This is a genomic window from Cytobacillus kochii (assembly GCF_020171845.1).
In the GTDB taxonomy this organism is placed as follows: domain Bacteria; phylum Bacillota; class Bacilli; order Bacillales; family Cytobacillaceae; genus Cytobacillus; species Cytobacillus kochii.
The window spans coordinates 63,006-82,648 of the sequence record NZ_JAIVAM010000005.1 but is presented as its reverse complement, the minus strand read 5'-3'; the positions used below and the strand labels follow the sequence as shown (position 1 = coordinate 82,648).

Genomic DNA, 19,643 nt, shown 5'->3' with positions numbered 1-19,643 from the left:
TCCTCCATTATACCATTTTCTAGGCAAAGGTTGAAGCCGCCCGCAGGATTATGGAAAGAATGGCTTTCGTAAAAAAATACCCTTTAATACAAACGAAAATATCCATTTCTTAATCGGTCTATTTATGTAAAAAGAACGATAGATGACGAATCGTGTCGAACCTTGACATAAAAGGGTTTTTCGTGCCTTAATGGTACCTTTAAACTATTCAAATATATGATTTTTCAGTTACAATATAAATAGACTAGAAATTTTTGGCTTGGGGGACATAGTATGAGTGAACGAGTACCTCTTTTCCGTGGATTGAAACAGCCGCAATTTGTCGCATATCAATTAGGAAAAGAGGAGGAAGTTGTCGGTTTATGGAAACCGGTTGTTTGGATTACTTTAGCGAGTATCATTATTGCGGGCATTTCAGCTTTTTTCGGTATAGGTAGTGAGTATGTTTCAAGATCATTGCCAGATTTAACGAGGAGTGGATATGAAGCCTATCAAACTCTTTTTGCTGCGGGACAGGTAACATGGGGACTCATCTGGATATTATTAGCTATCTTTATCCCTTCGCTCTTTTTTTGGACCATATTAGAAGTAGATTATCGTAAATTACTATTTGTGCAACTGATTATTACGATGATATTTTTAATAGAAAAATTAGTTTTCATTCCAGTACATTTGTTTTTAGGAATCAGTGCTGAATCGAATATATTTTCACTAGGAATTATCGCCCAAACGTTTACTTCGATTGAGCTCATTATATTCTTACTAGCCAATATTACGTTATTCAAAGTATGGGCTATCATTCTTACATATAAGTATTATCGCCACTTATCTGAGCGGTCCCCACGTTTTATTATTTGGACTTTAATAGGTTTTTATTTATTTGTTGCCGTTATATCATCCTTACTTTCATACATTAAATTCGAAAATATTATTTAAGAAGGGGTTCTCTCATGAAGCTGAAATGGAAGCTTTTGATAGCAGCAGTGATTACGTTGTTCATTGCTTTGAATATCACACTTATATTTACAAGTGAAAAAGAGATTAACCGCGTAAACTATATTTCAAAATGGACCGTTGCCAACGAACAGGATTTAATAGAAACGCTACCTGTTGCTGGTATGTTTATGCCAAAGGAAGAGCAGTTTTTCTACCACGATCAAGATAAAGGAAGTTTTCAGGGCTTTCTTGTGGAGAAAGGTCAGGCAGTAGAACCAGGCACAGCCGTACTTGAATATTCCCCACAAAATATTAATGAAACAAAGAGTGCTTTTCAAATGGAAATCGATCGTCTCAATCAGGAAGTGGCGAGTTTAGATCAGCATATTTCTCAGATGGAACAGTTACTTGCCACATCGAACACAATGCCAGCTTCGTCAACAGGAACGAGTCAGAATCAGCAATTGCAGACCCCAAATGATGATTCAATTATTGTACAAGTAGAGCCATTTGATAGCACAGCGTATATACAACAATCGATCGCTCGCGATATAGAGAATAAAGAATTGGATAAAAGTAAGTTGGAAAGCGAAATCGAGAAATACGAAGAAATGTTAACCGCAGCTGACTCAAGCATGATAGAACTCACTGCAGAAAGCATGATTTCAGGAACGGTAAAGGAATTGAAGCATACGCTTGAAAATCCCATTCTCACAATCATCTCTAACGAGCAAAAAATCGAAGGGGAATTAACAGAGGATGAAGTGCAACAAATCTTACCGGGCATGAAGGTCCTGATTACTTATGAAAATAGTAATAAGCAATTAGAAGGGACTATTGATACCGTTTCCGTATATCCAGAAGAAACACCAGAGATTGGCAAGGAGAATAGCTACTTGTATACGGTACAATTAACCGAGCCAGAAGATGGAACAAGCGTTTTTGGCCAGCATGTCAACGTAAAAATCGTTACCAATGAAGTACAGGGAGCAACGACCGTTCCGGTAAAAACGATTAAACACACAGATAAAAAACAAGTGAGTTATATCCTTGGTGCTGGAGGTTATGTCGAACGAAGACAGTTGGATACCGGGATGAAACTCGACCATACAGTAGAGGTACAAAAGGGAGTAGAAGCAGGAGAACTAATTGTACTCGACCGTCCACTACTAATCAAATCTAACCACCCGTTCATTACACCACTCTCGCCAACCAAAAACACAAAGGCCAGCTACGGGGCTATGTCAGGTATGGAGATCTTTAAAACAATCTCTAAAGGATTTTTATCTAGATAAATTGGAGGCACGAGCAATTTTTTGTTCGTGCTTTTTCGTGGTACCAGCGGGTTCTAAAAAGGGAGGTTGGCAAAATAAAATAAGTCAAGAGGTAAAGAGAGATAAAGCCAAGCGGGTAGACTGATCAAGGGGAATGGGAGTGAGCACACAATATGAGTCGAAATTAGCAGTAAGTATGATGAATAGGTAATAGCCACACGAGAGGGTACCAAATGAGCAAGAAGTATGGCAAATTGGGAATGCCCACACAAGAGGGTACAAAATGAGCAGGAAGTGTGGGCAAACAGGGAATGCCCACACAAGTGAAAACAAAATGATTAAGAAGTGTGAGCAACTATTTTTAGTTTTCTCCTAATCTGTTAGAGTGAAGTGATTCATAATCATCCACTTTTAATCGGATGGTAGGTTGCTTTTCCTTCACTCTTTTCAAAGTAGCGACAATCAGAAAACTCACGATAACAAGTAAGAGCCATGAACTTACTTTTCCTAAATGAACCAAACTCCATGCATCTGTTTGGTTTGGATATTGCCACGCCCCAAAGTAAGTGGCTATATTTTCAGCAATCCAAATAAAGAAGCCGATGAGTACAAACGAGAGGGCCAGTGGCATATGGTAAAACTTTTGACCAACTTTATACGCTACCGAAGTCCTGAAGAATACAACTATTACAGCCGCGCCTAACCACCAACGTATATCAATCCAGAAATGATGAGTGAAAAAGTTTAAATAGATAGCTGTAGCGAGTGGTACTGACAATATAAAAGGTGGCCATTTGATTAATTTGACATCTAGTCTTCGCCAAGCCTGACATAAATAACTCGCCACACTTGCATACATAAAGCCACTATACAAGGGAACCCCGAAAACCTTCGAGTAAGCTTCCTCTGGATAAGCCCATGACCCCATATGTACTTTGAAGATCTCCAATGCCAACCCAATGATATGAAAAAGAGTGATGACTTTCAACTCATCTTTCGTTTCAAGTCCAGAACGAATCATTAACCACTGAGTCACTATACAAATGAGCAGGAGCCAATCATATCTTGGTAATAGAGGGAGGGGGATGATCTGCGTAATTGCCAATGATGCAAAAATAACAACTGGAAAAATACAAGATAACGCCTGTGACCAACCAAATCGTACGAGCTGTTGTATGGAAAAAAACATGAATGGATACCTCCGAATTTTGTTAATGTTACTTTAACAGGTTATTTATTGTTTTTCAATAAAAAAATAATGAAATAAGAAAAATAATTATTCTTTTGCTTCGTACTTAATTAGTTTCAACAGCGTATCTGATAATGAAAGGTTCTACTAAATCACATCAAGAAAGACAAAATCTATTAAAGTCGAAAGTCAAGCTATCAAGTTACCATCTTCAATTACTTAAGAATGTGTAAATAAAGTTAGGTGTTAGGTCGAATATTTATATAACTACAACTTCATTAGCCATCTCCAAGACCTTTTGAGCGTGAATCCTACTAGCGCGCAAAACATGATCGATTGGCAAGCAGAATTGCGCGAAAAGCTCAAATACGCGCAAAAGCGAAAGGGTGTTCGAGCAGAATTGCGCGAAAAGCTCGAATACGCGCAAAAGCGAAAGGGTGTTCGAGCAGAATTGCGCGAAAAGCTCAAATACGCGCAAAAGCGAAAGGGAATTCGAGCAGAATTGCGCGCAAAACCAAAATACGCGCAAAAGCGGAAGGAAGTCCGGGCAGAATTGCGCGCAAAGCCAAAATACGCGCAAAAGCGGAAGGAAATTCGAGCAGAATTACGCGAAAAGCCAAAATACGCGCAAAAGCGGAAGGAAGTCCGGGCAGAATTGCGCGCAAAGCCAAAATACGCGCAAAAGCGGAAGGAAGTCCGGACAGAATTGCGCGCAAAACCAAAATACGCGCAAAAGCGGAAGGAAGCCCGAGCAGAATTGCGCGAAAAGCCCGAATACGCACAAAAGCGAAAGGGTGTCCGAGCAGAATTGCGCGCAAAACCAAAATGCGCGCAAAAGTGGAAGGAAGCCCGAGCGGAATTGCGCGAAAAGCTCGAATACGCGCAAAAGCGAAAGGAGGTCTGAGCACAATTACGTGAAAAACCAAAATACGCGCAATACATCAATAGATGCATTTGTTCTTTTGCGTGAAAGCAGTAAATCACATTAGAAAAGGAAGGTTATCTGCCAAAACCCCTAGCCTAAAGTAAGTCCAGGTTCACTGAGGTGAAGCGACCGGCACGATAAAACCACTCACAATATCTTCATCCATTTAATTCATTCCATTCCCGCAAAAATAGGGGTTCTGTGCTCACCGAGATTTCATTATAACGGTGTAACGAGTACACAAAACAATCAATTGTACCTTGCTCTGCATAATCAAATATTGTAAAGTAAACTTAACATTTAATATGGCTAAACAAATACAAGATTATCTAGATTGTTTTGTTTTGAAAGGAAGTGGCGCAGGTGGTAGGTAAAGCGAAAGAAAATCGTTATCTGTACTTAAGTTTAGGTGTGTTATTAACTATTTTAGGTATTTATTTCTCTTATGAAGATTTTATTCGAGGGGAGTTTGTTGATTCTGTCATGATCTTGGCATTGGGTGTGAGTCAACTTTTCTTTGCATATTTATCTCCGCATATTTTTCCTAGGGATGAACGAGCGAAAGCAATTATTGGTAAGGCAATGACTGCGAATTATTTTATTTTGTTTGTTGTTATTTTGATATTATTCTTAATTACTGGACAAGGGTCTTTAGGTATGTGGCAATTGAGCGCGAACCAAGTATTAATTGTCCTTTTCAGTACAATGATTATCGCAATTCCTGGGACAATGGTTGTTTTTACGAGATTGATGTAATAAGAGAAATTCCCATAGTTAAATGAACTTCAGGTGAATTCAGCTCGTCGAGAGGCACCCATCTAATAAAATGAGTGCCGTTCGTCGATCGTTTAATCCTTTCTCTTTTTCATTAAATCAGTAATTAGTTAACTTTTGACTGAAGATTTATACTAAAAATAAAAAGGAGAGTCAATGATGACAAGTTTCATCATTTATATCATCATCCTTATCCCATTCCTTATTTTCGCTATTGCTCTATCAAAAGGAAAAGGTGCATGGTTAATTGCGGGTTTTAATACAATGTCGGATAGTGAGAAAGCTAAATACAATCGGGTTGCTTTGTGTAAATTCATGAGCAAGGTGATCTATGGTATCTGTTTAAGCATCCTATTATGGGCATTAAGTGATCTATTGAAATTAACTTGGCTCTATATACTAGGTATGGTTCTATTTGTAGCCATTCTTCTTTTTACCATCATTTATGCAAACACAGGAGATCGTTTTAAAAAATGAAACTTTATTCCATTTAAAACGTAAAGATATCATTAGAACCTTTTCAAGGGGGATGGCAATGTTTCAAAATATTAATGAGCGTTTAGCTATAACGAAGGATAATCAAAGAAAGAAACAAAAATACGAAATGCATATAGAACGTCTGACAGACCACTTACGAGAAGAGGGCCTGAAGAAGGAACAATTACAAATTCAGTTAGAAAAAGAAAAAGAAGATGTGAAAAAGCTAGAAGGATTTAGTTTAACAAACATTTTCTATACGATTACAGGGCAGAAGCTCGAGAAGTTAGATAAAGAACAACAAGAGGTGTTAGCGGCAAAATTGAAATATACTGAAGCGATTGAAGCGATTGATGATATGAATGCAGAGCTTATTGAATATAAAGGGAAGTGGCAAGAAGTAGCAGATGCAGATGTGCAATATAAGTCATTATTAAAAGAAAAAGAGAGAATGATTCATTCTCATGATGAGATGGGAAGTAAGCGATTATTTGATTTGGCAAATGAAGAAGCGGAAGTGCACGCGAATTTAAAGGAATTTGAAGAAGCGATTGAAGTTGGTAGCAGGACCGTAAGAGCATTTGATCAAGCTTTAGATTCACTCTCTTCGTCAAAAAGTTGGTCCACTTTTGATATGTTCGGTGGCGGAGCCCTTTCTACTGCGATGAAGCATAGCCATTTAGATCAGGCGAAATCAGCGATTCATATTGCACAACGGTTGTTAAGACAGTTCCAAGAAGAGCTTTTGGATATAGACAATCATTTTTCCTCTCAACATGAGATCGGTAATCTGTTAACCTTTGCTGATTATTTCTTCGATGGTATTATTGTTGATTGGGTCGTTCATGGAAAAATCAATGATAGCTACGACGAGACAGAGAAAACAAAAAGAAAAGTGCAGGCAGTGCTTCATCAAATTAGAGGTGAAAAAGATGTCATGCAGAAAAAACTACAGGAAATAGAGAAAAAGCGTATGCAAATATTTGAGCGGTAACGTTATAGGTCTCTTCTATTGTGTTTTTGCACATACATCCCACTTGTTTGGTTCGCATATTGACCCACAATACTAGCGATGCATATGAATAACCCTCCAACAAAAAAACCGACAAAGTAATATCCGATAAAGAAGAGTACAAAAGAGGAAACAAGTGAGGCAACCATAATTAAGATGATAGCAATTTTGAATTTTTCTTTCATCTGTATTTCACTCCTTATGACTAGTAGGTAAAGAGTATGAAAATGAATGTTGATACAAACAAATAAGGAAATCAATAGGAGAAAAGGCAAGAGTGGGTGATTTCCTTAGTTATTACAATTGGTCGACTGCTTTCGGCAGTGTATCGAGCAATTCAACGCTGCTATTTATTCTTCTTTCTGGTACGATGTTTTATCACAGAGGGTGGAATTGGATTGATTCTTTTTTTATTCATTTGTCAGTCTCATTCCTTCCAGTGTGAATTCAGGTCTAGTTCCGGATCCCAACAATAAGTAATGAATGGGTTTACGATTCTCTATTTAGTCATAGGTGTAGGGGTATTGTTGCTATTAGTAACAATTGGACAAGCTGTGATCAAATTCGAAAAGAAGGAAGAACAAAAACGGCACAAATAAGCATGGCGTTTCTAGTTAGCTGTTATAACCTCCTCCTGTTTCATCTCTTTCCACTCTTTATATATATTGATGGAGGCAATAATGCTTGAAAACCAGAAGAGATAACCATCAAAAGAAAAGCCAATTTGAGATTTCCCCCCTAGAAAAGTGAATAGACTCATTAAAAAGATTATATAAAGAAAGGAAATGATTTGATCTTTCAGACTGTAGGCATGTTTGACAAGATACCCCTTCCCAATTAGGATGCCAATTAACAAAAGGAGTAAGATGCCTTGTGGTATTGTCTCTGCTACTATACTTTTAGGAAAATAATCAGCAAAGAAAAGAACGGTGAATAATATGAGTGTCAGACTATTTAATACAGTTATCCATTTCATTTCTTCATCCCTCAATATGAATTAAGACCAAGCTGGATTCCATACAACTTCCCAAAGATGTCCATCCGGATCTTGAAAATATCCAGCATATCCGCCCCAAAAAGTCTCATGCGCTTCCTTTGTAATCGTCGCACCTGCTTCTTTTGCACGCTGCATGATTGTATTTACTTCTTCCTTACTATTCACATTGTGACCAAGTGAACATTCCGTGGCACTAGCTGGCCCCTGCTGAATTTGAGCATCATGAGCCAAATCCTCCCGTTTCCACAATGCCATTTTCAAACCTGATTGTAAGTCAAAGAAAGCGACAGCACCATGTTCATATTCTGTACCAGCAATTCCATCTGTCGGAAATCCAAGACCATGATGATAAAAATAAACAGCCTTCTCTAAATCATCGACTCCTAGTGTAATCACAGTGATTTGAGGTTTCATGCACATCACGTCCTCTGCTAGATTAATAGTAAGATTTTTCTTAATTGTACTAAAAATGGATAAAAGAAACAATAAAAGATAGATGATAAATGGAATTGAAAAAAAGAATTATTAGATGTGAAAGTGATTTTTACTATCATTTCACCCTCGGACTCTTTCAAATAGAAAATAATATAATATCGTCTAAACATCGTTTTTTCCTAAGATAAGTAGCACAAAAGCGAGAACCGCGACTAAAAAAGAAGAAAGGAGAAGATAAGTAGCGCAAAAGCGAGAACCGCGACTAAAAAAAGAAGAAAGGAAAAGATAAGTAGCGCAAAATTGAGAATCGCGACTAAAAAAAGAAGAGAGGAAAAGATAAGTAGCGCAAAAGCGAGAATCGCGACTAAAAAAAGAAGAGAGGGAAAGATAAGTAGCGCAAAATTGAGAATCGCGACTAATAAAAGAAGAGAGGAGAAGATAAGTAGCGTAAAAGCAGAAATCCAGACTAAAAAAAGAAGAAAGGAAAAGATAAGTAGTGCAAAATTGAGAATCGCGACTAATAAAAGAAGAAAGGAGAAGATAAGTAGCGTAAAAGTAGAAATCCAGACTAAAAAAAGAAGAAAGGAGAAGATAAGTAGCGTAAAAGTAGAAATCCAGACTAAAAAAAGAAGAAAGGAGAAGATAAGTAGCGTAAAAGTAGAAATCCAGACTAAAAAAAGAAGAAAGGAGAAGATAAGTAGCGTAAAAGTAGAAATCCAGACTAAAAAAAGAAGAAAGGAAAAGATAAGTAGCACAAAAGCGAGAATCGCGACTAATAAAAGAAGAGAGGAGAAGATAAGTAGCGTAAAAGCAGAAATCCAGACTAAAAAAAGAAGAAAGGAAAAGATAAGTAGCACAAAATTGAGAATCGCGACTAATAAAAGAAGAGAGGAGAAGATAAGTAGCGTAAAAGCAGAAATCCAGACTAAAAAAAGAAGAAAGGAAAAGATAAGTAGCGCAAAAGCGAGAATCACGACTAATAACAGAAAAGAGGTTTATGGAGAAATGACCACAGCGCGAGTATATGAGAATCAACTAGCTCAGATTCGTTATAAATGCGATAAATTTGTCCAGTTTCATCAATGTCCATTGCCAAAACTGTTGACGATAAAATGGTTGGATGCATTGAAAACAGATCAAAGCTTAGTCATTTAATTAGAAAATCGCTACCAACAAACAAGTAGAACTTGTAGATTAGTAGCGAACGAATCATATTTATATCACACCAATGACTACAGCAGTCAGAACGAGCACAATACTTAGTCCCCAAAGCCAGAAGAGAGAATAGCGTAAATGTTTGCCCATCTCAAGACCAGCAAGACCTAGGGCAAGCCAAACAGCTGGAGCAAGTGGACTGACAAAGGTACCAACAATATTACCAATAATCATAGCATAAGCCGTTGATAAAGAGGCGACTCCGTATGTGGATGCAATTTGATCAACTACTGGTAATAAAGCAAAGTAATACGCATCAGTACTCAACACTAGATCAAAAGGAACACCAAGTATTCCAACGATAATATGGACAAATGGGCCAATAAAGGCAGGTAAAATACTAGCTGCATCCTCAGCGATAGCTGTTAACATACCGGTTCCATTGAGGACACCTAAAAATAGACCTGCTGCGATGATAATGGATGCCATTGTCATTGCTCCTGGTGCATGAGCTTTAACTCTCGCCATTTGCTCATCGACTGTTCTAAAGTTAATAGGTAAGATGATACTAACACCAATTAAAAAGGCCAGTCCTGCAGGGATAATACCTGATACAAGAACCCCTAAGACGAGCAGGGCTAAGATTGCATTCACCCAAATTAGCTTGGGTCTAGCGAGGTGATTTGCTGCTGCCTTTTCTGCTTCTTGATCATGGAAGTCTTCAGCAACTTCAATCGCAGCAGCTGCTTCTAAGGAACCATACATTTTTGTAATACGTTTCTTCTCCCTTATACCCATATAAACGGCCAATGAGAGTATTAATACAAATCCAATAAGTTGGATAGGAATAAGCGGTTGCCAAAGCTCCGTTACATCCATTTCTAATACCGACGCTGTTCTTCCCAAAGGGCCGGCCCAAGGAATCATATTGACAATCCCTGCACTTCCCGCAATTAACAGAAGTAATAGGTAAGGATTCATTTTTAATCGTTTGTACAGAGGTAATAGTGCAGGAATGGTTAATAAAAATGTTGATGCACCAGAGCCATCTAAGTGAGCAACTGTTGCTACCAATACAGTACCGACCGTTACAGCGATAATATTTCCATTTGAAAAGGAAACAAGCTTATTAATTAACGGATCAAATAGGCCAACATCTTGTAATATACCAAAGAAAATAATAGCAAACATAAACATGACTGCGACGTTAATAACAGAACTTATACCGCTTTCAAAAAATCCCCCAACCTCAGCAAAACTATATCCTGCAAGCATAGCGCCGATAATTGGTGGAATCACCATCGCAACAATCGGACTGACTTTTCCACTAATCAGTAAAGCGACAATAATTATAATTGTAATAATACCTATTAAACTCAAACTCAATTTTTTCCTTCCCCTCTTCGTTCATTCATTGATGAATGCGTTTTCAAATATCATAAAAATAAGATTAGTATGAAAATAACACGAGGAGAAAAAAGAAAGAATATTTTGTTCATAATCTGAATATTATTCTTTCTTATCTATTTTGTTCATAAGTTTCATGAACAGATCACGTACTTTCTTTGTGGTCGACCGACACTACCGTAAATGAGTCTCGTCTCTACCCGATTCATAGATACGAGATATTCTAAATATCTACGAGAGGTTGAGCGACTTATACCAGTTTGCTCACTTAATTCAACTGCTGTTAAACCTTCTTCTACTAACCCTTCAAACAAGTGTAAAATCTTTTCTAGCGTAATTGCATCAATGCCCTTTGGGAGTAATTGCTCTTCTTCCACAGGGGTAGGATGAATATGAAATACGTTTGTTAGTTCATCCACTTGTTCTTGATCTAATTGCTCATCTGTCCATAGTTGTCTAAAACGTTCATAGCGATTTAAACTTTGGAGGAGTCGATCCATACTAACGGGTTTCACTACATAATCAAATACCCCTGCTCTTAATGCGATTCTAACAGAGTGGGCTTGTTTTTCAGCACTAATAATAATGATATCAATGGATGGATAAAGCGAACGTATTTTCCAAAGTAATGACATACCCTCCACATCAGGAATATATATATCTAGAAAAATAACATCAATTTCATGAGCATTCTTTTCTAAATAAAATAGTGCATCTGCAGCGCTTCGAGCAACCTCTTTAACGGAGAATTGATGATTTTGCTCAATATAACTTTTGTTAATATCTGCTACTCGGAAATCATCTTCAATGATGAATACGTGGTATTTTTCCATCCTTACTCTTCTCCCTTCTTTGGTAAAATAATGATAAAACTCGTTCCACTATTTTCCCCACTTTCTACAAGAATCTCGCCGTCTACGTCGTTAATCATTTTTTTAGAAATAGCTAAGCCTACTCCACGATAGTCGCCTTCTTTCATCGTAAATCCTTGATCAAAGATTTTCTCCAGCAACTTGTCTTCAATGCCAGTACCTGAATCTTGAACCTCGAAAACACAATCATTTCCGATATCTGTAAAATAAATACTTACTTCGCGCACGCCATTTTTTTGGCCTCTTACAGCTTCTAAGGCATTTTCAATAATATTCCCTAGTGCTGTTAAAATAGCATTCTGTCTTTCTAGCGAAAATGATATCATCATTCTACTCTCTTCATGGATAGTCATCTCGATGCCCCACTCATTTGCCTGATTGTACTTACCTTGTAATAATGCTTGCAATAGGGGATCAGCAATCCTTTTCGTTAAAAAATTTAAACGGGTCATTTGCGAATGATTTTCTTTACGAATAAAGGACATCGCTTTTTGCGTTTCATTATTTTGTAATAGTCCAAGAATGATATGCATTTTGTTAGAAAATTCATGGGTAAATGCCCTTTGTGCATGAGCATATTGTTTAATTCGACTCAATTCTTTGACTACGCCTGCTAACTCTGTTTTTTTCCTAAAGGTATAAACGGCCCCAGGCTGTTCTCCTTGAAGGGAGACTCCGTTTAGGAGAATAATCGTCTCACCTAATATTAATTCTTGATCACGAATAAGTCCTGTTATCTGCTGAGGAACTGGCAGTAATGCGCGAATCTCGCGTCCTATAAATTCGCTCTCTTCGGCATCTGTCCCGATGATCTCTCTCGCATTCTTATTAACGGCAGTGATGTGTCCTAAATGATCAACAGCGATCATTCCTTCATGTGTGGACTGTAGAATCGCTTTATTTTGATAATATAATTGAGAGATCTGCTCCGGCTCCATATGAAATAATATTCTTTTTATATAGTTAGTAATTAAAGCGGCCCCAGCCATACCTAATAAAATCGCTAATAGGAGTGCAACGAATAGTGGTTTGCTTTTATCTTGAATAATTTCCTGAATATTTCCGTTAAGAAAACCAACGGAAACGACACCAATGATTTCCCCATCCTTTTTAATCGGTACTTTCCCTCGAATAGATAATCCCAATGTTCCCTCTTTTTTAGATTGATAAGATTCACCGTTCAAAATCGCCCGTTTATTATCGCCGCCAACCATTTTCTTCCCAATAAAATCAGGGTTAGGGTGAGAATATCTAATGCCCTCTCTATTGCCAACAACAATAAACTCAGCTCCTGATGCCTCTTGAATAGGTGTAACGATTTTCTGAATAGTAGAAGCGGGATTACTTAGCTCAAAGGCATCCTGAATTTCAGGTATATTGGCAACTGTATGTGCTAAGCTTAATGCTTTTTGTCCAGTTTGTTCTTCTACCATATCGGAGAGGTAGCGAAATAAATAAATAGTAAAAATCAAAAATACAAGCAAAATGAGTAAGCTAATTAAAGCGATCATTTTTCCTTTTAAGCCAAAGTTTTTCCACTTCATTTGCTCCGCCCCTAGTAAATTTGTAATAGTGAAAATAATGATATTATAACACGAGATAGTCGTTCCTTTAACAGATAGAAAGCGCCCGAAAATGGACCTCGGGGCGCCTTCTATTTATTATCAATTTCCCTTACAACATCTTCAAGCGTCACATTTAAAAGAACCTTTTCCATGGCAAGCTGTGCTGAGATAAAAATAGGCTCTATCGTTTGTTGAATATTTCTCCCTACAAAACAATCAGGGTTCGGGTGTTCATGGAGACTGAATAATTCATTTTCCGAAACGACTTCAACGGCTTGATAGACGTCAAGTAGAGTAATGTCTGCTAAGCCCTTTTTAAGTTTAGCCCCAGCTTTCCCAGGGTGGACTTCAACGAGATCGACTTTCTTCAGCATCCCGATAATTTTGCGAATGACGGCTGGATTTGTATTAACACTGCCTGCTATTGTTTCAGAGGTATTAATCTCTTTATTCAATTCAAGTAATGTTAATATATGAATTCCCACAGCAAATCGACTGCTTATGGTCATGTTTATCACCTTTCTTTAAAAGGAAGAATCATAGTGAATATTATTATACCGCAATCACAAGAAAAGGAAAAAGGTGAGAATTGACAAAAAAGATACCTGTAACTATAATGATTACATGTAATCAACTTAATTACAACAAGGAGGTATTTTTATTATGAAAATAGGCATTATTGGGGCAAGTGGAAAAGCAGGTCAATTCATTTTGGATGAAGCAGTAGCCAGAGAGCATGAAGTAACGGCAATCGTTAGAAATGCAGAAAAAATAAGTAATAGCCAAGTAGAAGTGATAAAAAAAAACATTTTCGATATACAAGCTAATGACGTAAATAAATACGATATCATTGTGAATGCTTTTAAATCACCTCAAGGTCAAGAGGAACAACATGTGGAAGCAGGCAAAGTACTGATGGATGCGCTAAAAGGTCAGCAATCTAGGCTAATTGTTGTGGGTGGTGCAGGCAGTCTATATGTAGATGAAGAAACTCGTTTATATGAAACAGCAGATTTTCCTAAAGCTTACCTGCCAACTGCTACACAAATGGGGAAAGATTTAGCGCAACTTCAAAACAGCCAAAACGTCAACTGGACATATATTAGCCCAGGTGCTTTCTTCGACGCAGAAGGTAAACGAAGCGGAAGCTATCAAAAAGGTAAAGACAAACTATTCTTCAACAATCAAGGAGATAGTTATATAAGCTATGCAGACTTTGCTATCGCTGTCCTTGATGAAGCTGAACAAGGCAAACATTTAAATGAACGCATTGCTGTTGTTGGCGACAGAGCATAAAGGAATCGAGAACAATGAATTTACCCCTTCTATATAGATGGGGTATTTTTTATGAGCAAATGAAGATGCGAACACAAGAGAGGAGAAGAAACAAAATAGCCCAGGTTAGTCGTGAAATGTAAATTCAAGTTGTAAGGTGTGTATGGAGCTTATCCTCTTTTCCTAGGTGTTTAAATTGATTTTCCAACAAACGGACGTGAAAGTAGAGGAGCTTGCGCGCAAGTCACTAGTTGTACGTATATAAATAAATCCAGCCCATCTCAATAGCGAAAACTCATCACATACTCACAATCCCGCACCTTCAAAACCCTGTTGTTGTTATTGTAAATGGGCAAGTATCTTTCATTATGATTTCCCTGTTCTGGAGATAAAAATTAGTACTTACTGGCAGGATTCGACATGTTTCTACCGAATGTATAGCCTAGACATAGCGATAAAGTGAGGAAAGAATAACATGGAATTAACCATTTGTAAGTCTACGTTGCAGCGCATACTAAAAAATATTAGTAAGGTGTTAAAAAATAGTCAATCTCCTATGAAAATAATTGTAAGCAATCATCAAGTCACATTCATTGCTGGAAATGAAGATGTGCTTATGGTAATAAATATACCCTCCGAAACAGAAGAGGGGCTCATCATTAAACGCACAGGCTCAGTTATTATTTCTGCCAAATACTTTTCTGATATTATTAAGAAGTTACCAGCCAATATACATATTTACTTGAGTGAGCACAGTACGATTAACATTCAATCAGAAGATATTCATACGAGAATTTTCGCTTTAATAGACGTAAAGACACTAAATATTCCTGATGTGCCAGCAGAAGGGGTCCTTTCATTGAATGCAGCAGAACTTCATGCGCTCATCCGGCAAACAGTGTTTGCTGCTGCTGTTCATGACAATCGTCCGGTCTTAACTGGTGTTAAAATCGTTGCTCGTCATGGCGAGCTCACTTTCATAAGTACAGATGCTCATCGTTATTCTATTAGTTCATTGGCGATAACTTCACAGTTAGAAACAGAAATGATTGTTCCAAGTGAAAGTTTACTTGAATGGTCGAAACTTAGCTTACATACAGAGGAAGAGGTTGCATTATCACTTTCTAAAAACCATCTAGCTTTAAAAAGTAAACATTGTCATTTTTATATAAGACTTATAGAAGGACGATATCCGGCCACAAGTGATTTTATTCCAAAGCAAAAGATCAGTTCTTTTCAAATCCATACTGAAACCTTTCTACAAGGAATTGAGCGAGCAGCACTCTTTTCGGATGCTAAGAAAAATCATCATATTAAATTACAAATACAAAATGGGAGACTGAGGATATCTTCCAATGCCAAACAAATAGGTATGATTGAAGAATGGCAACCAATTGAAGAGTTATCAGGGAAAGGTGATGTAGAAGTATTTCTTGATAATCACTTTTTATTAGATTATTTGCGCGTAATAGATGATAAATATATTTGCTGTACATACAGTGGAACGATGAAGCCCGTTTTATTTGAACCAGTGAAGGGTTCTCATTTCCAACATCTGATATCACAAGTGCGATCTTTTTAAGAAATCATGTTCATTTACCTTTTAATAACCAAAAACCAACCAATATCACTACAATTCCGAACCCTGTCCGAAGAGTAGGTGTTTCTTTAAAAAAGAGATAGCCAATGATTAGACTAACAAGAATCTCAATCCCTTTAGAGGCGATGAGGGAAAAAGAGAGGTTATCGACATGTTTGCTTAAAAACTTTACACCATAGCCAATCATTAAACTGGCAGCAATAAATAAAGGAACAAGTTTAATAAAGTACCAAAGTGTAGAAAGAAAAAAGGCATCAATGTGCTTCGTTTGATAGGCATAAATGCCATTGATAATAAATAATCCACAAACCATCAATAGAATCGCTAAGAATATCATATGTTGAGCTCCCTATATAAAAAGAATACTTTAGTTTGCTCAGTTTGTTATTAAATTATGTGTTTGAGTAAGGAGGGATAAAAATGCAAAAAGACAAGGTGAAATTACTTATATTATTATTAGGAAGTGTGTTTATCCTGGGTGCTGCGATGGTTATTATGCTCAAAATATATAACCAACATGTCGAAAATGAACAGATTATTGAGCGCTGTTATGAGGAGTCAGGTGACCGATCATTGACGATTGAGAAGAACGGTGTATTTTCAAAAGTATCTTGCAAGTATCATTAAAGTAGGGATGGTGGAGAAGGATGTGGAAAAGAAAAATGCTCCAAACCCAAAGAGGTGCGTTTGAAATCTTTCAAAAGGGAGTTGGAAAGCCTTTATGCGTTGCGCATCTTTATGCCGTCTTTAATGAAACAGGAGACTATTTTGCTCATACATTCTCTGAACGTTTTTGCGTAACGTTAATAAATTTACGCGGGGTGGGAGAATCAGAGCAAGCACATGAGCCATATGAATATAGTATGGTAGATAGCGTATTAGATATAGAGGCAATAAGAGTAGCATTAGGGTATGAAAGATGGATTTATGCCGGTCATTCAACAGGTGGAATGATTGGCCTTCTTTATGCGCTGCTTCATCAGTCTTCGTTGGAATCACTTGTTATCGTGGGTTCAGCAGCAAGAGACTACACAGAGTCCTCAGCATGCATCTATAATGAAAAACATCCCAAATTTGCTGAAATGCAACAGTATCAATTTGCATTGACTCAGCCAAATATAACGGCAATAGATAAAGAACAGTTAAAAAAGAAACGTATCCAGCTTTCTCTATTTGAACCCGAAAAATATACCCAATATTTTACGGGCAACATATGTAAGGGTATGTCAGGGGCGAGGTTGAATTTTTTCAGTAGAGAGGCGGTTCTTTTTGATATAACAAGGAAATTAAAGCATATCAACATACCGACGAACATTTGTTGTGGACGTTATGATGTCCAGTGCCCAGTTGAGTATTCGAAGGAAATCCACCAAGAAATACCCCAATCACAGCTATTTATTTTTGAAAAAAGCAATCATTATCCATTTTTGGAGGAGAAAGACTTATTCCAGAAAGTGATCGATCAAGCCTTGAATTAATGACGGTACATCTCACTTTCTTCGGAAATATTCACACGGAAACGAAAGAAAATACCTCCAAGAAGTGTTATGACAACTAAAGTCCAAGTAAGAAAAAAGACGGTTCCGATTGTTGAAAAATCAATTAGATAATTCGTTGTTCGCACTTGGTACATCACAGAAAACAGAGGAAAAGAGACGGCACCGAAAAGTAAAATCAATAGACTTAATCGTGTAGCTGTTTTTCGATAGAGCTTTGAAAAGATCAGTAGAAAACTAATCAAAAGCAATATTAATGTCATGATGCTAATAAACATAAAGATACTCAATTCGATTCACCTCTTTTAGAAATTGAAAGGGGGTGAATTGACATGGACCCCCTTTTATTTATTTACCATTGACGGTAAAGATAAACTTGTTTAATAAAGTCGCTTGAAACTATCAAAATGTTTGCTCCAATAAGGGTTATCTAAGCTGGTAATCATAACACCACTTGATGAAGCATGGATGAATTGATTATTTCCGATATAAAACCCTAAGTGAGAGATTCCTTTTTTATAAGTACCCTCAAAGAAAACAATATCACCCGGTACAGGGTCGTTTACATAATACGAACGGCTAAAATAACCCTCGGCGTTTGTTCTCGCAATGTTTGTTCCTGTTTGCTTCAGTACGTAATAGATAAATCCACTACAATCAAACCCACTTGGCGTTGATCCGCCCCAAACATAGCGCGTATTTAAGTGCTTCTTAGCCTCATTAATTATGGCAGCGGCATTTCCTGAGATATTGTCATTTGTTGGATTAGACGGCTTCGTCTCTGTATCCTTACCAGCATTATTACTCGTTACATATAATTTTTTTCCGGCAAAAATTAAATCAGAACTTAACTGATTCCACTTTTTTAAATTGCTAACAGTCGTGTTTGTCTTTTTAGCGATGCCACTTAGTGTGTCTCCAGGCTGAATAACATATGTATCCTTCTTGGAATTGGAATTCCCGCTACTTCCATTTGAACCGCCTGATGGTTTGGAAGAAGCATTTCCAGAATTACTTGAGGATGAACCATTCACTTTAAGTGCTTGTCCTGGGAAAATGAGATCGCCTTTTAAATTATTGAGATCTACTAAAGCTTTGACAGTCATATTATGTTGGCGTGCAATCTTAGATAAAGTATCTCCTGACACCACTTTATATGTACCTGAACTAGACTGATTAGAAGAATTATTCTCTTTTGCAGGTGCTGAGTTTTCACTAGAAACAATGAGCTTTTGATTAATTTGTAAGAAGTCTGAGTTTAAATCATTCCATTTTTTTAGCTGAGAAACAGAAGTATTGTATTTCTTAGCTATATCCCATAATGTATCTCCTTGTTTTACAGTATGAGTTGAGTCAGCGGACGCTTGAGCGGCAAAAGCAGAGGAAACGACAGCAATCGTGGCCATCGACACCATATGTTTTTTCACGTCTAGTAATCTCTCCTTTACTCCAAGATTTCGTCAATTCTATCATAATATCGTCTATAGAATTATATTTTTTACAACCTTTTACAAAATAAGATGAAAAAACATTAATTTCGAGGACTTTCGACTTGGTTCTTAGAACATATGACATAATGTGACAGCTTATGCTAAAGTTCTTGTCGAAGAAAAATGTCGACTATCATCGAATGGGCAGACATATGTCAAATGATGTTGAAAAATGGGGGCAAATTAGGTGGAAGGATATATGTAAATAATTTTATATAAGTCTATTTACAAAAACGGAAATTTTTTGACAATTTTATATTGATTCATATTGGGGATTTTAGTATAATATTCCTAAGAAATACTAGGAGGATAGTTTGGTTTGGATGCAGAAAACCCTATTAATCTACTAGAATTATTATTGAAGGCGCACGAAAATGGAATGAGTCAAGGGGATGTAGATGTAGAGAAATATGTCGAACAATTGGCAGTGGACCTTAAACACTTACTAAGCCCGAGTCGTTCCTTTTAACAAGAAAAAGCACCTTCTGGCGGGAAAGTGCTTTTGCTCAAACCTTATTAATGTTGGGTAGGTAGTGGTGCACCATGTTGAGTCGGCAGCGGTTCAGCGCCATGTTGAGTTGGTAGTGGTGAAGATCCGTGTTGAGTTGGAAGCGGCTCAGCACCGTGCTGAGTAGGAAGTGGTTCAGCGCCATGTTGGGTCGGTAGTGGTTCAGCTCCAACAAATCCTCCGAAAGCAACCATTGAAAGTGCAACAACTGATGCAGAAACGAATTTTTTCATTTCCCTTTCTCCTTTCAATATAG

24 protein-coding genes are annotated in these 19,643 nt (G+C 37.3%); 12 read left to right on the top strand and 12 right to left on the bottom strand.

Annotated features, from left to right (window positions below; genetic code table 11):
• Positions 1-273: 273 nt before the first annotated feature.
• Both LCM23_RS09420 and LCM23_RS09415 read left to right on the top strand, forming a co-directional pair.
• Positions 274-936 carry a hypothetical protein gene (locus LCM23_RS09420; RefSeq protein WP_224936732.1) on the top strand — a complete coding sequence of 221 codons (663 nt, stop codon included), beginning with the start codon at positions 274-276 and terminating at the stop codon, positions 934-936.
• Positions 937-950: 14 nt separating this feature from the next.
• Positions 951-2,231 carry an efflux RND transporter periplasmic adaptor subunit gene (locus LCM23_RS09415; protein WP_224936731.1) on the top strand — a complete coding sequence of 427 codons (1,281 nt, stop codon included), beginning with the start codon at positions 951-953 and terminating at the stop codon, positions 2,229-2,231.
• A gap of 340 nt (positions 2,232-2,571) precedes the next feature.
• Here the strand turns inward: LCM23_RS09415 and LCM23_RS09410 are convergent, their stop codons facing one another.
• Positions 2,572-3,399 carry a DUF817 domain-containing protein gene (locus LCM23_RS09410; protein ID WP_224936730.1) on the bottom strand — a complete coding sequence of 276 codons (828 nt, stop codon included), beginning with the start codon at positions 3,397-3,399 and terminating at the stop codon, positions 2,572-2,574.
• Positions 3,400-3,727: 328 nt separating this feature from the next.
• On the opposite strand from LCM23_RS09410, the gene LCM23_RS09405 reads away from it, so the two are divergent.
• From LCM23_RS09405 to LCM23_RS09390, 4 genes are all read left to right on the top strand, one after another.
• Complete coding sequence (locus tag LCM23_RS09405) at positions 3,728-4,303, top strand: hypothetical protein (RefSeq protein WP_224936729.1); 576 nt, start codon at positions 3,728-3,730, stop codon at positions 4,301-4,303.
• Between the two features lie 384 nt (positions 4,304-4,687).
• Complete coding sequence (locus tag LCM23_RS09400) at positions 4,688-5,080, top strand: hypothetical protein (protein ID WP_224936728.1); 393 nt, start codon at positions 4,688-4,690, stop codon at positions 5,078-5,080.
• 177 nt (positions 5,081-5,257) lie between these two features.
• Positions 5,258-5,575, top strand: coding sequence for a DUF3784 domain-containing protein (locus LCM23_RS09395; protein WP_224936727.1), 318 nt, complete (start codon positions 5,258-5,260; stop codon positions 5,573-5,575).
• A 58-nt stretch (positions 5,576-5,633) separates the two neighbouring features.
• A complete protein-coding gene (locus LCM23_RS09390) occupies positions 5,634-6,569 on the top strand; it encodes a hypothetical protein (RefSeq protein ID WP_224936726.1) in 936 nt (311 codons plus the stop codon).
• A 2-nt stretch (positions 6,570-6,571) separates the two neighbouring features.
• Here LCM23_RS09390 and LCM23_RS09385 read toward each other — a convergent pair whose 3' ends face one another.
• The 3 genes from LCM23_RS09385 to LCM23_RS09375 form a co-directional block, all read right to left on the bottom strand.
• Complete coding sequence (locus LCM23_RS09385) at positions 6,572-6,772, bottom strand: hypothetical protein (RefSeq protein ID WP_224936725.1); 201 nt, start codon at positions 6,770-6,772, stop codon at positions 6,572-6,574.
• A 425-nt stretch (positions 6,773-7,197) separates the two neighbouring features.
• On the bottom strand, positions 7,198-7,563 hold the full coding sequence (locus LCM23_RS09380; RefSeq protein WP_224936724.1) for a hypothetical protein: 366 nt from the start codon (positions 7,561-7,563) through the stop codon (positions 7,198-7,200).
• 21 nt (positions 7,564-7,584) lie between these two features.
• Positions 7,585-7,998, bottom strand: a complete 414-nt coding sequence (locus tag LCM23_RS09375) for a VOC family protein (protein ID WP_224936723.1) — start codon at positions 7,996-7,998, stop codon at positions 7,585-7,587.
• A 321-nt stretch (positions 7,999-8,319) separates the two neighbouring features.
• Here LCM23_RS09375 and LCM23_RS09370 point away from each other — a divergent pair, with 321 nt between their 5' ends.
• Positions 8,320-9,174 (top strand): hypothetical protein, encoded by an 855-nt coding sequence (locus tag LCM23_RS09370; protein WP_224936722.1) that lies wholly within the window; start codon positions 8,320-8,322, stop codon positions 9,172-9,174.
• Positions 9,175-9,234: 60 nt separating this feature from the next.
• Here the strand turns inward: LCM23_RS09370 and LCM23_RS09365 are convergent, their stop codons facing one another.
• From LCM23_RS09365 to LCM23_RS09350, 4 genes are all read right to left on the bottom strand, one after another.
• A complete protein-coding gene (locus tag LCM23_RS09365) occupies positions 9,235-10,560 on the bottom strand; it encodes a CitMHS family transporter (RefSeq protein ID WP_224936721.1) in 1,326 nt (441 codons plus the stop codon).
• 155 nt (positions 10,561-10,715) lie between these two features.
• Positions 10,716-11,414 carry a response regulator gene (locus tag LCM23_RS09360; protein ID WP_224936720.1) on the bottom strand — a complete coding sequence of 233 codons (699 nt, stop codon included), beginning with the start codon at positions 11,412-11,414 and terminating at the stop codon, positions 10,716-10,718.
• A gap of 2 nt (positions 11,415-11,416) precedes the next feature.
• Entirely contained in the window at positions 11,417-12,997 is a 1,581-nt protein-coding gene (locus tag LCM23_RS09355; protein WP_224936719.1) for an ATP-binding protein, read from the bottom strand.
• 110 nt (positions 12,998-13,107) lie between these two features.
• On the bottom strand, positions 13,108-13,527 hold the full coding sequence (locus LCM23_RS09350; protein WP_224936718.1) for an Rrf2 family transcriptional regulator: 420 nt from the start codon (positions 13,525-13,527) through the stop codon (positions 13,108-13,110).
• Between the two features lie 154 nt (positions 13,528-13,681).
• Between LCM23_RS09350 and LCM23_RS09345 the strand changes: the two genes are divergently transcribed.
• Both LCM23_RS09345 and dnaN read left to right on the top strand, forming a co-directional pair.
• Positions 13,682-14,314 carry an NAD(P)-dependent oxidoreductase gene (locus LCM23_RS09345; RefSeq protein ID WP_224936717.1) on the top strand — a complete coding sequence of 211 codons (633 nt, stop codon included), beginning with the start codon at positions 13,682-13,684 and terminating at the stop codon, positions 14,312-14,314.
• A 454-nt stretch (positions 14,315-14,768) separates the two neighbouring features.
• Positions 14,769-15,875 carry a DNA polymerase III subunit beta gene (gene dnaN, locus LCM23_RS09340; protein WP_224936716.1) on the top strand — a complete coding sequence of 369 codons (1,107 nt, stop codon included), beginning with the start codon at positions 14,769-14,771 and terminating at the stop codon, positions 15,873-15,875.
• A 10-nt stretch (positions 15,876-15,885) separates the two neighbouring features.
• On the opposite strand, the gene LCM23_RS09335 is transcribed toward dnaN, so the two are convergent.
• Complete coding sequence (locus LCM23_RS09335; protein ID WP_224936715.1) at positions 15,886-16,230, bottom strand: hypothetical protein; 345 nt, start codon at positions 16,228-16,230, stop codon at positions 15,886-15,888.
• An 83-nt stretch (positions 16,231-16,313) separates the two neighbouring features.
• Here LCM23_RS09335 and LCM23_RS09330 point away from each other — a divergent pair, with 83 nt between their 5' ends.
• Positions 16,314-16,520 (top strand): hypothetical protein, encoded by a 207-nt coding sequence (locus tag LCM23_RS09330; RefSeq protein ID WP_224936714.1) that lies wholly within the window; start codon positions 16,314-16,316, stop codon positions 16,518-16,520.
• Positions 16,521-16,540: 20 nt separating this feature from the next.
• On the top strand, positions 16,541-17,371 hold the full coding sequence (locus tag LCM23_RS09325; RefSeq protein WP_224936713.1) for an alpha/beta fold hydrolase: 831 nt from the start codon (positions 16,541-16,543) through the stop codon (positions 17,369-17,371).
• On the opposite strand, the gene LCM23_RS09320 is transcribed toward LCM23_RS09325, so the two are convergent.
• Entirely contained in the window at positions 17,368-17,679 is a 312-nt protein-coding gene (locus LCM23_RS09320; RefSeq protein ID WP_095371650.1) for a hypothetical protein, read from the bottom strand. The two genes, LCM23_RS09325 and LCM23_RS09320, sit on opposite strands and share 4 nt — an antisense overlap.
• Positions 17,680-17,769: 90 nt before the next feature.
• A complete protein-coding gene (locus LCM23_RS09315; protein ID WP_224936712.1) occupies positions 17,770-18,816 on the bottom strand; it encodes a C40 family peptidase in 1,047 nt (348 codons plus the stop codon).
• A gap of 382 nt (positions 18,817-19,198) precedes the next feature.
• Here LCM23_RS09315 and LCM23_RS09310 point away from each other — a divergent pair, with 382 nt between their 5' ends.
• Positions 19,199-19,348 carry a hypothetical protein gene (locus LCM23_RS09310; protein WP_224936711.1) on the top strand — a complete coding sequence of 50 codons (150 nt, stop codon included), beginning with the start codon at positions 19,199-19,201 and terminating at the stop codon, positions 19,346-19,348.
• 47 nt (positions 19,349-19,395) lie between these two features.
• Here LCM23_RS09310 and LCM23_RS09305 read toward each other — a convergent pair whose 3' ends face one another.
• Positions 19,396-19,620: a hypothetical protein gene (locus LCM23_RS09305; RefSeq protein WP_095371652.1), complete on the bottom strand. Its 225-nt coding sequence runs from the start codon at positions 19,618-19,620 to the stop codon at positions 19,396-19,398.
• Positions 19,621-19,643: the final 23 nt, after the last annotated feature.

Bases quoted from the DNA above. Each gene is read 5' to 3' on its own strand.
- LCM23_RS09360 (WP_224936720.1), bottom strand. From the start codon at position 11,414: ATGGAAAAATACCACGTATTCATCATTGAAGATGATTTCCGAGTAGCA.
- LCM23_RS09405 (WP_224936729.1), top strand. From the start codon at position 3,728: ATGATCGATTGGCAAGCAGAATTGCGCGAAAAGCTCAAATACGCGCAA.
- LCM23_RS09335 (WP_224936715.1), bottom strand. From the start codon at position 16,230: ATGATATTCTTAGCGATTCTATTGATGGTTTGTGGATTATTTATTATC.
- LCM23_RS09410 (WP_224936730.1), bottom strand. From the start codon at position 3,399: ATGTTTTTTTCCATACAACAGCTCGTACGATTTGGTTGGTCACAGGCG.
- LCM23_RS09390 (WP_224936726.1), top strand. From the start codon at position 5,634: ATGTTTCAAAATATTAATGAGCGTTTAGCTATAACGAAGGATAATCAA.
- LCM23_RS09420 (WP_224936732.1), top strand. From the start codon at position 274: ATGAGTGAACGAGTACCTCTTTTCCGTGGATTGAAACAGCCGCAATTT.
- LCM23_RS09415 (WP_224936731.1), top strand. From the start codon at position 951: ATGAAGCTGAAATGGAAGCTTTTGATAGCAGCAGTGATTACGTTGTTC.
- LCM23_RS09305 (WP_095371652.1), bottom strand. From the start codon at position 19,620: ATGAAAAAATTCGTTTCTGCATCAGTTGTTGCACTTTCAATGGTTGCT.
- LCM23_RS09380 (WP_224936724.1), bottom strand. From the start codon at position 7,563: ATGAAATGGATAACTGTATTAAATAGTCTGACACTCATATTATTCACC.
- LCM23_RS09330 (WP_224936714.1), top strand. From the start codon at position 16,314: ATGCAAAAAGACAAGGTGAAATTACTTATATTATTATTAGGAAGTGTG.
- dnaN (WP_224936716.1), top strand. From the start codon at position 14,769: ATGGAATTAACCATTTGTAAGTCTACGTTGCAGCGCATACTAAAAAAT.
- LCM23_RS09345 (WP_224936717.1), top strand. From the start codon at position 13,682: ATGAAAATAGGCATTATTGGGGCAAGTGGAAAAGCAGGTCAATTCATT.
- LCM23_RS09375 (WP_224936723.1), bottom strand. From the start codon at position 7,998: ATGAAACCTCAAATCACTGTGATTACACTAGGAGTCGATGATTTAGAG.
- LCM23_RS09355 (WP_224936719.1), bottom strand. From the start codon at position 12,997: ATGAAGTGGAAAAACTTTGGCTTAAAAGGAAAAATGATCGCTTTAATT.
- LCM23_RS09385 (WP_224936725.1), bottom strand. From the start codon at position 6,772: ATGAAAGAAAAATTCAAAATTGCTATCATCTTAATTATGGTTGCCTCA.
- LCM23_RS09325 (WP_224936713.1), top strand. From the start codon at position 16,541: ATGTGGAAAAGAAAAATGCTCCAAACCCAAAGAGGTGCGTTTGAAATC.
- LCM23_RS09350 (WP_224936718.1), bottom strand. From the start codon at position 13,527: ATGACCATAAGCAGTCGATTTGCTGTGGGAATTCATATATTAACATTA.
- LCM23_RS09395 (WP_224936727.1), top strand. From the start codon at position 5,258: ATGACAAGTTTCATCATTTATATCATCATCCTTATCCCATTCCTTATT.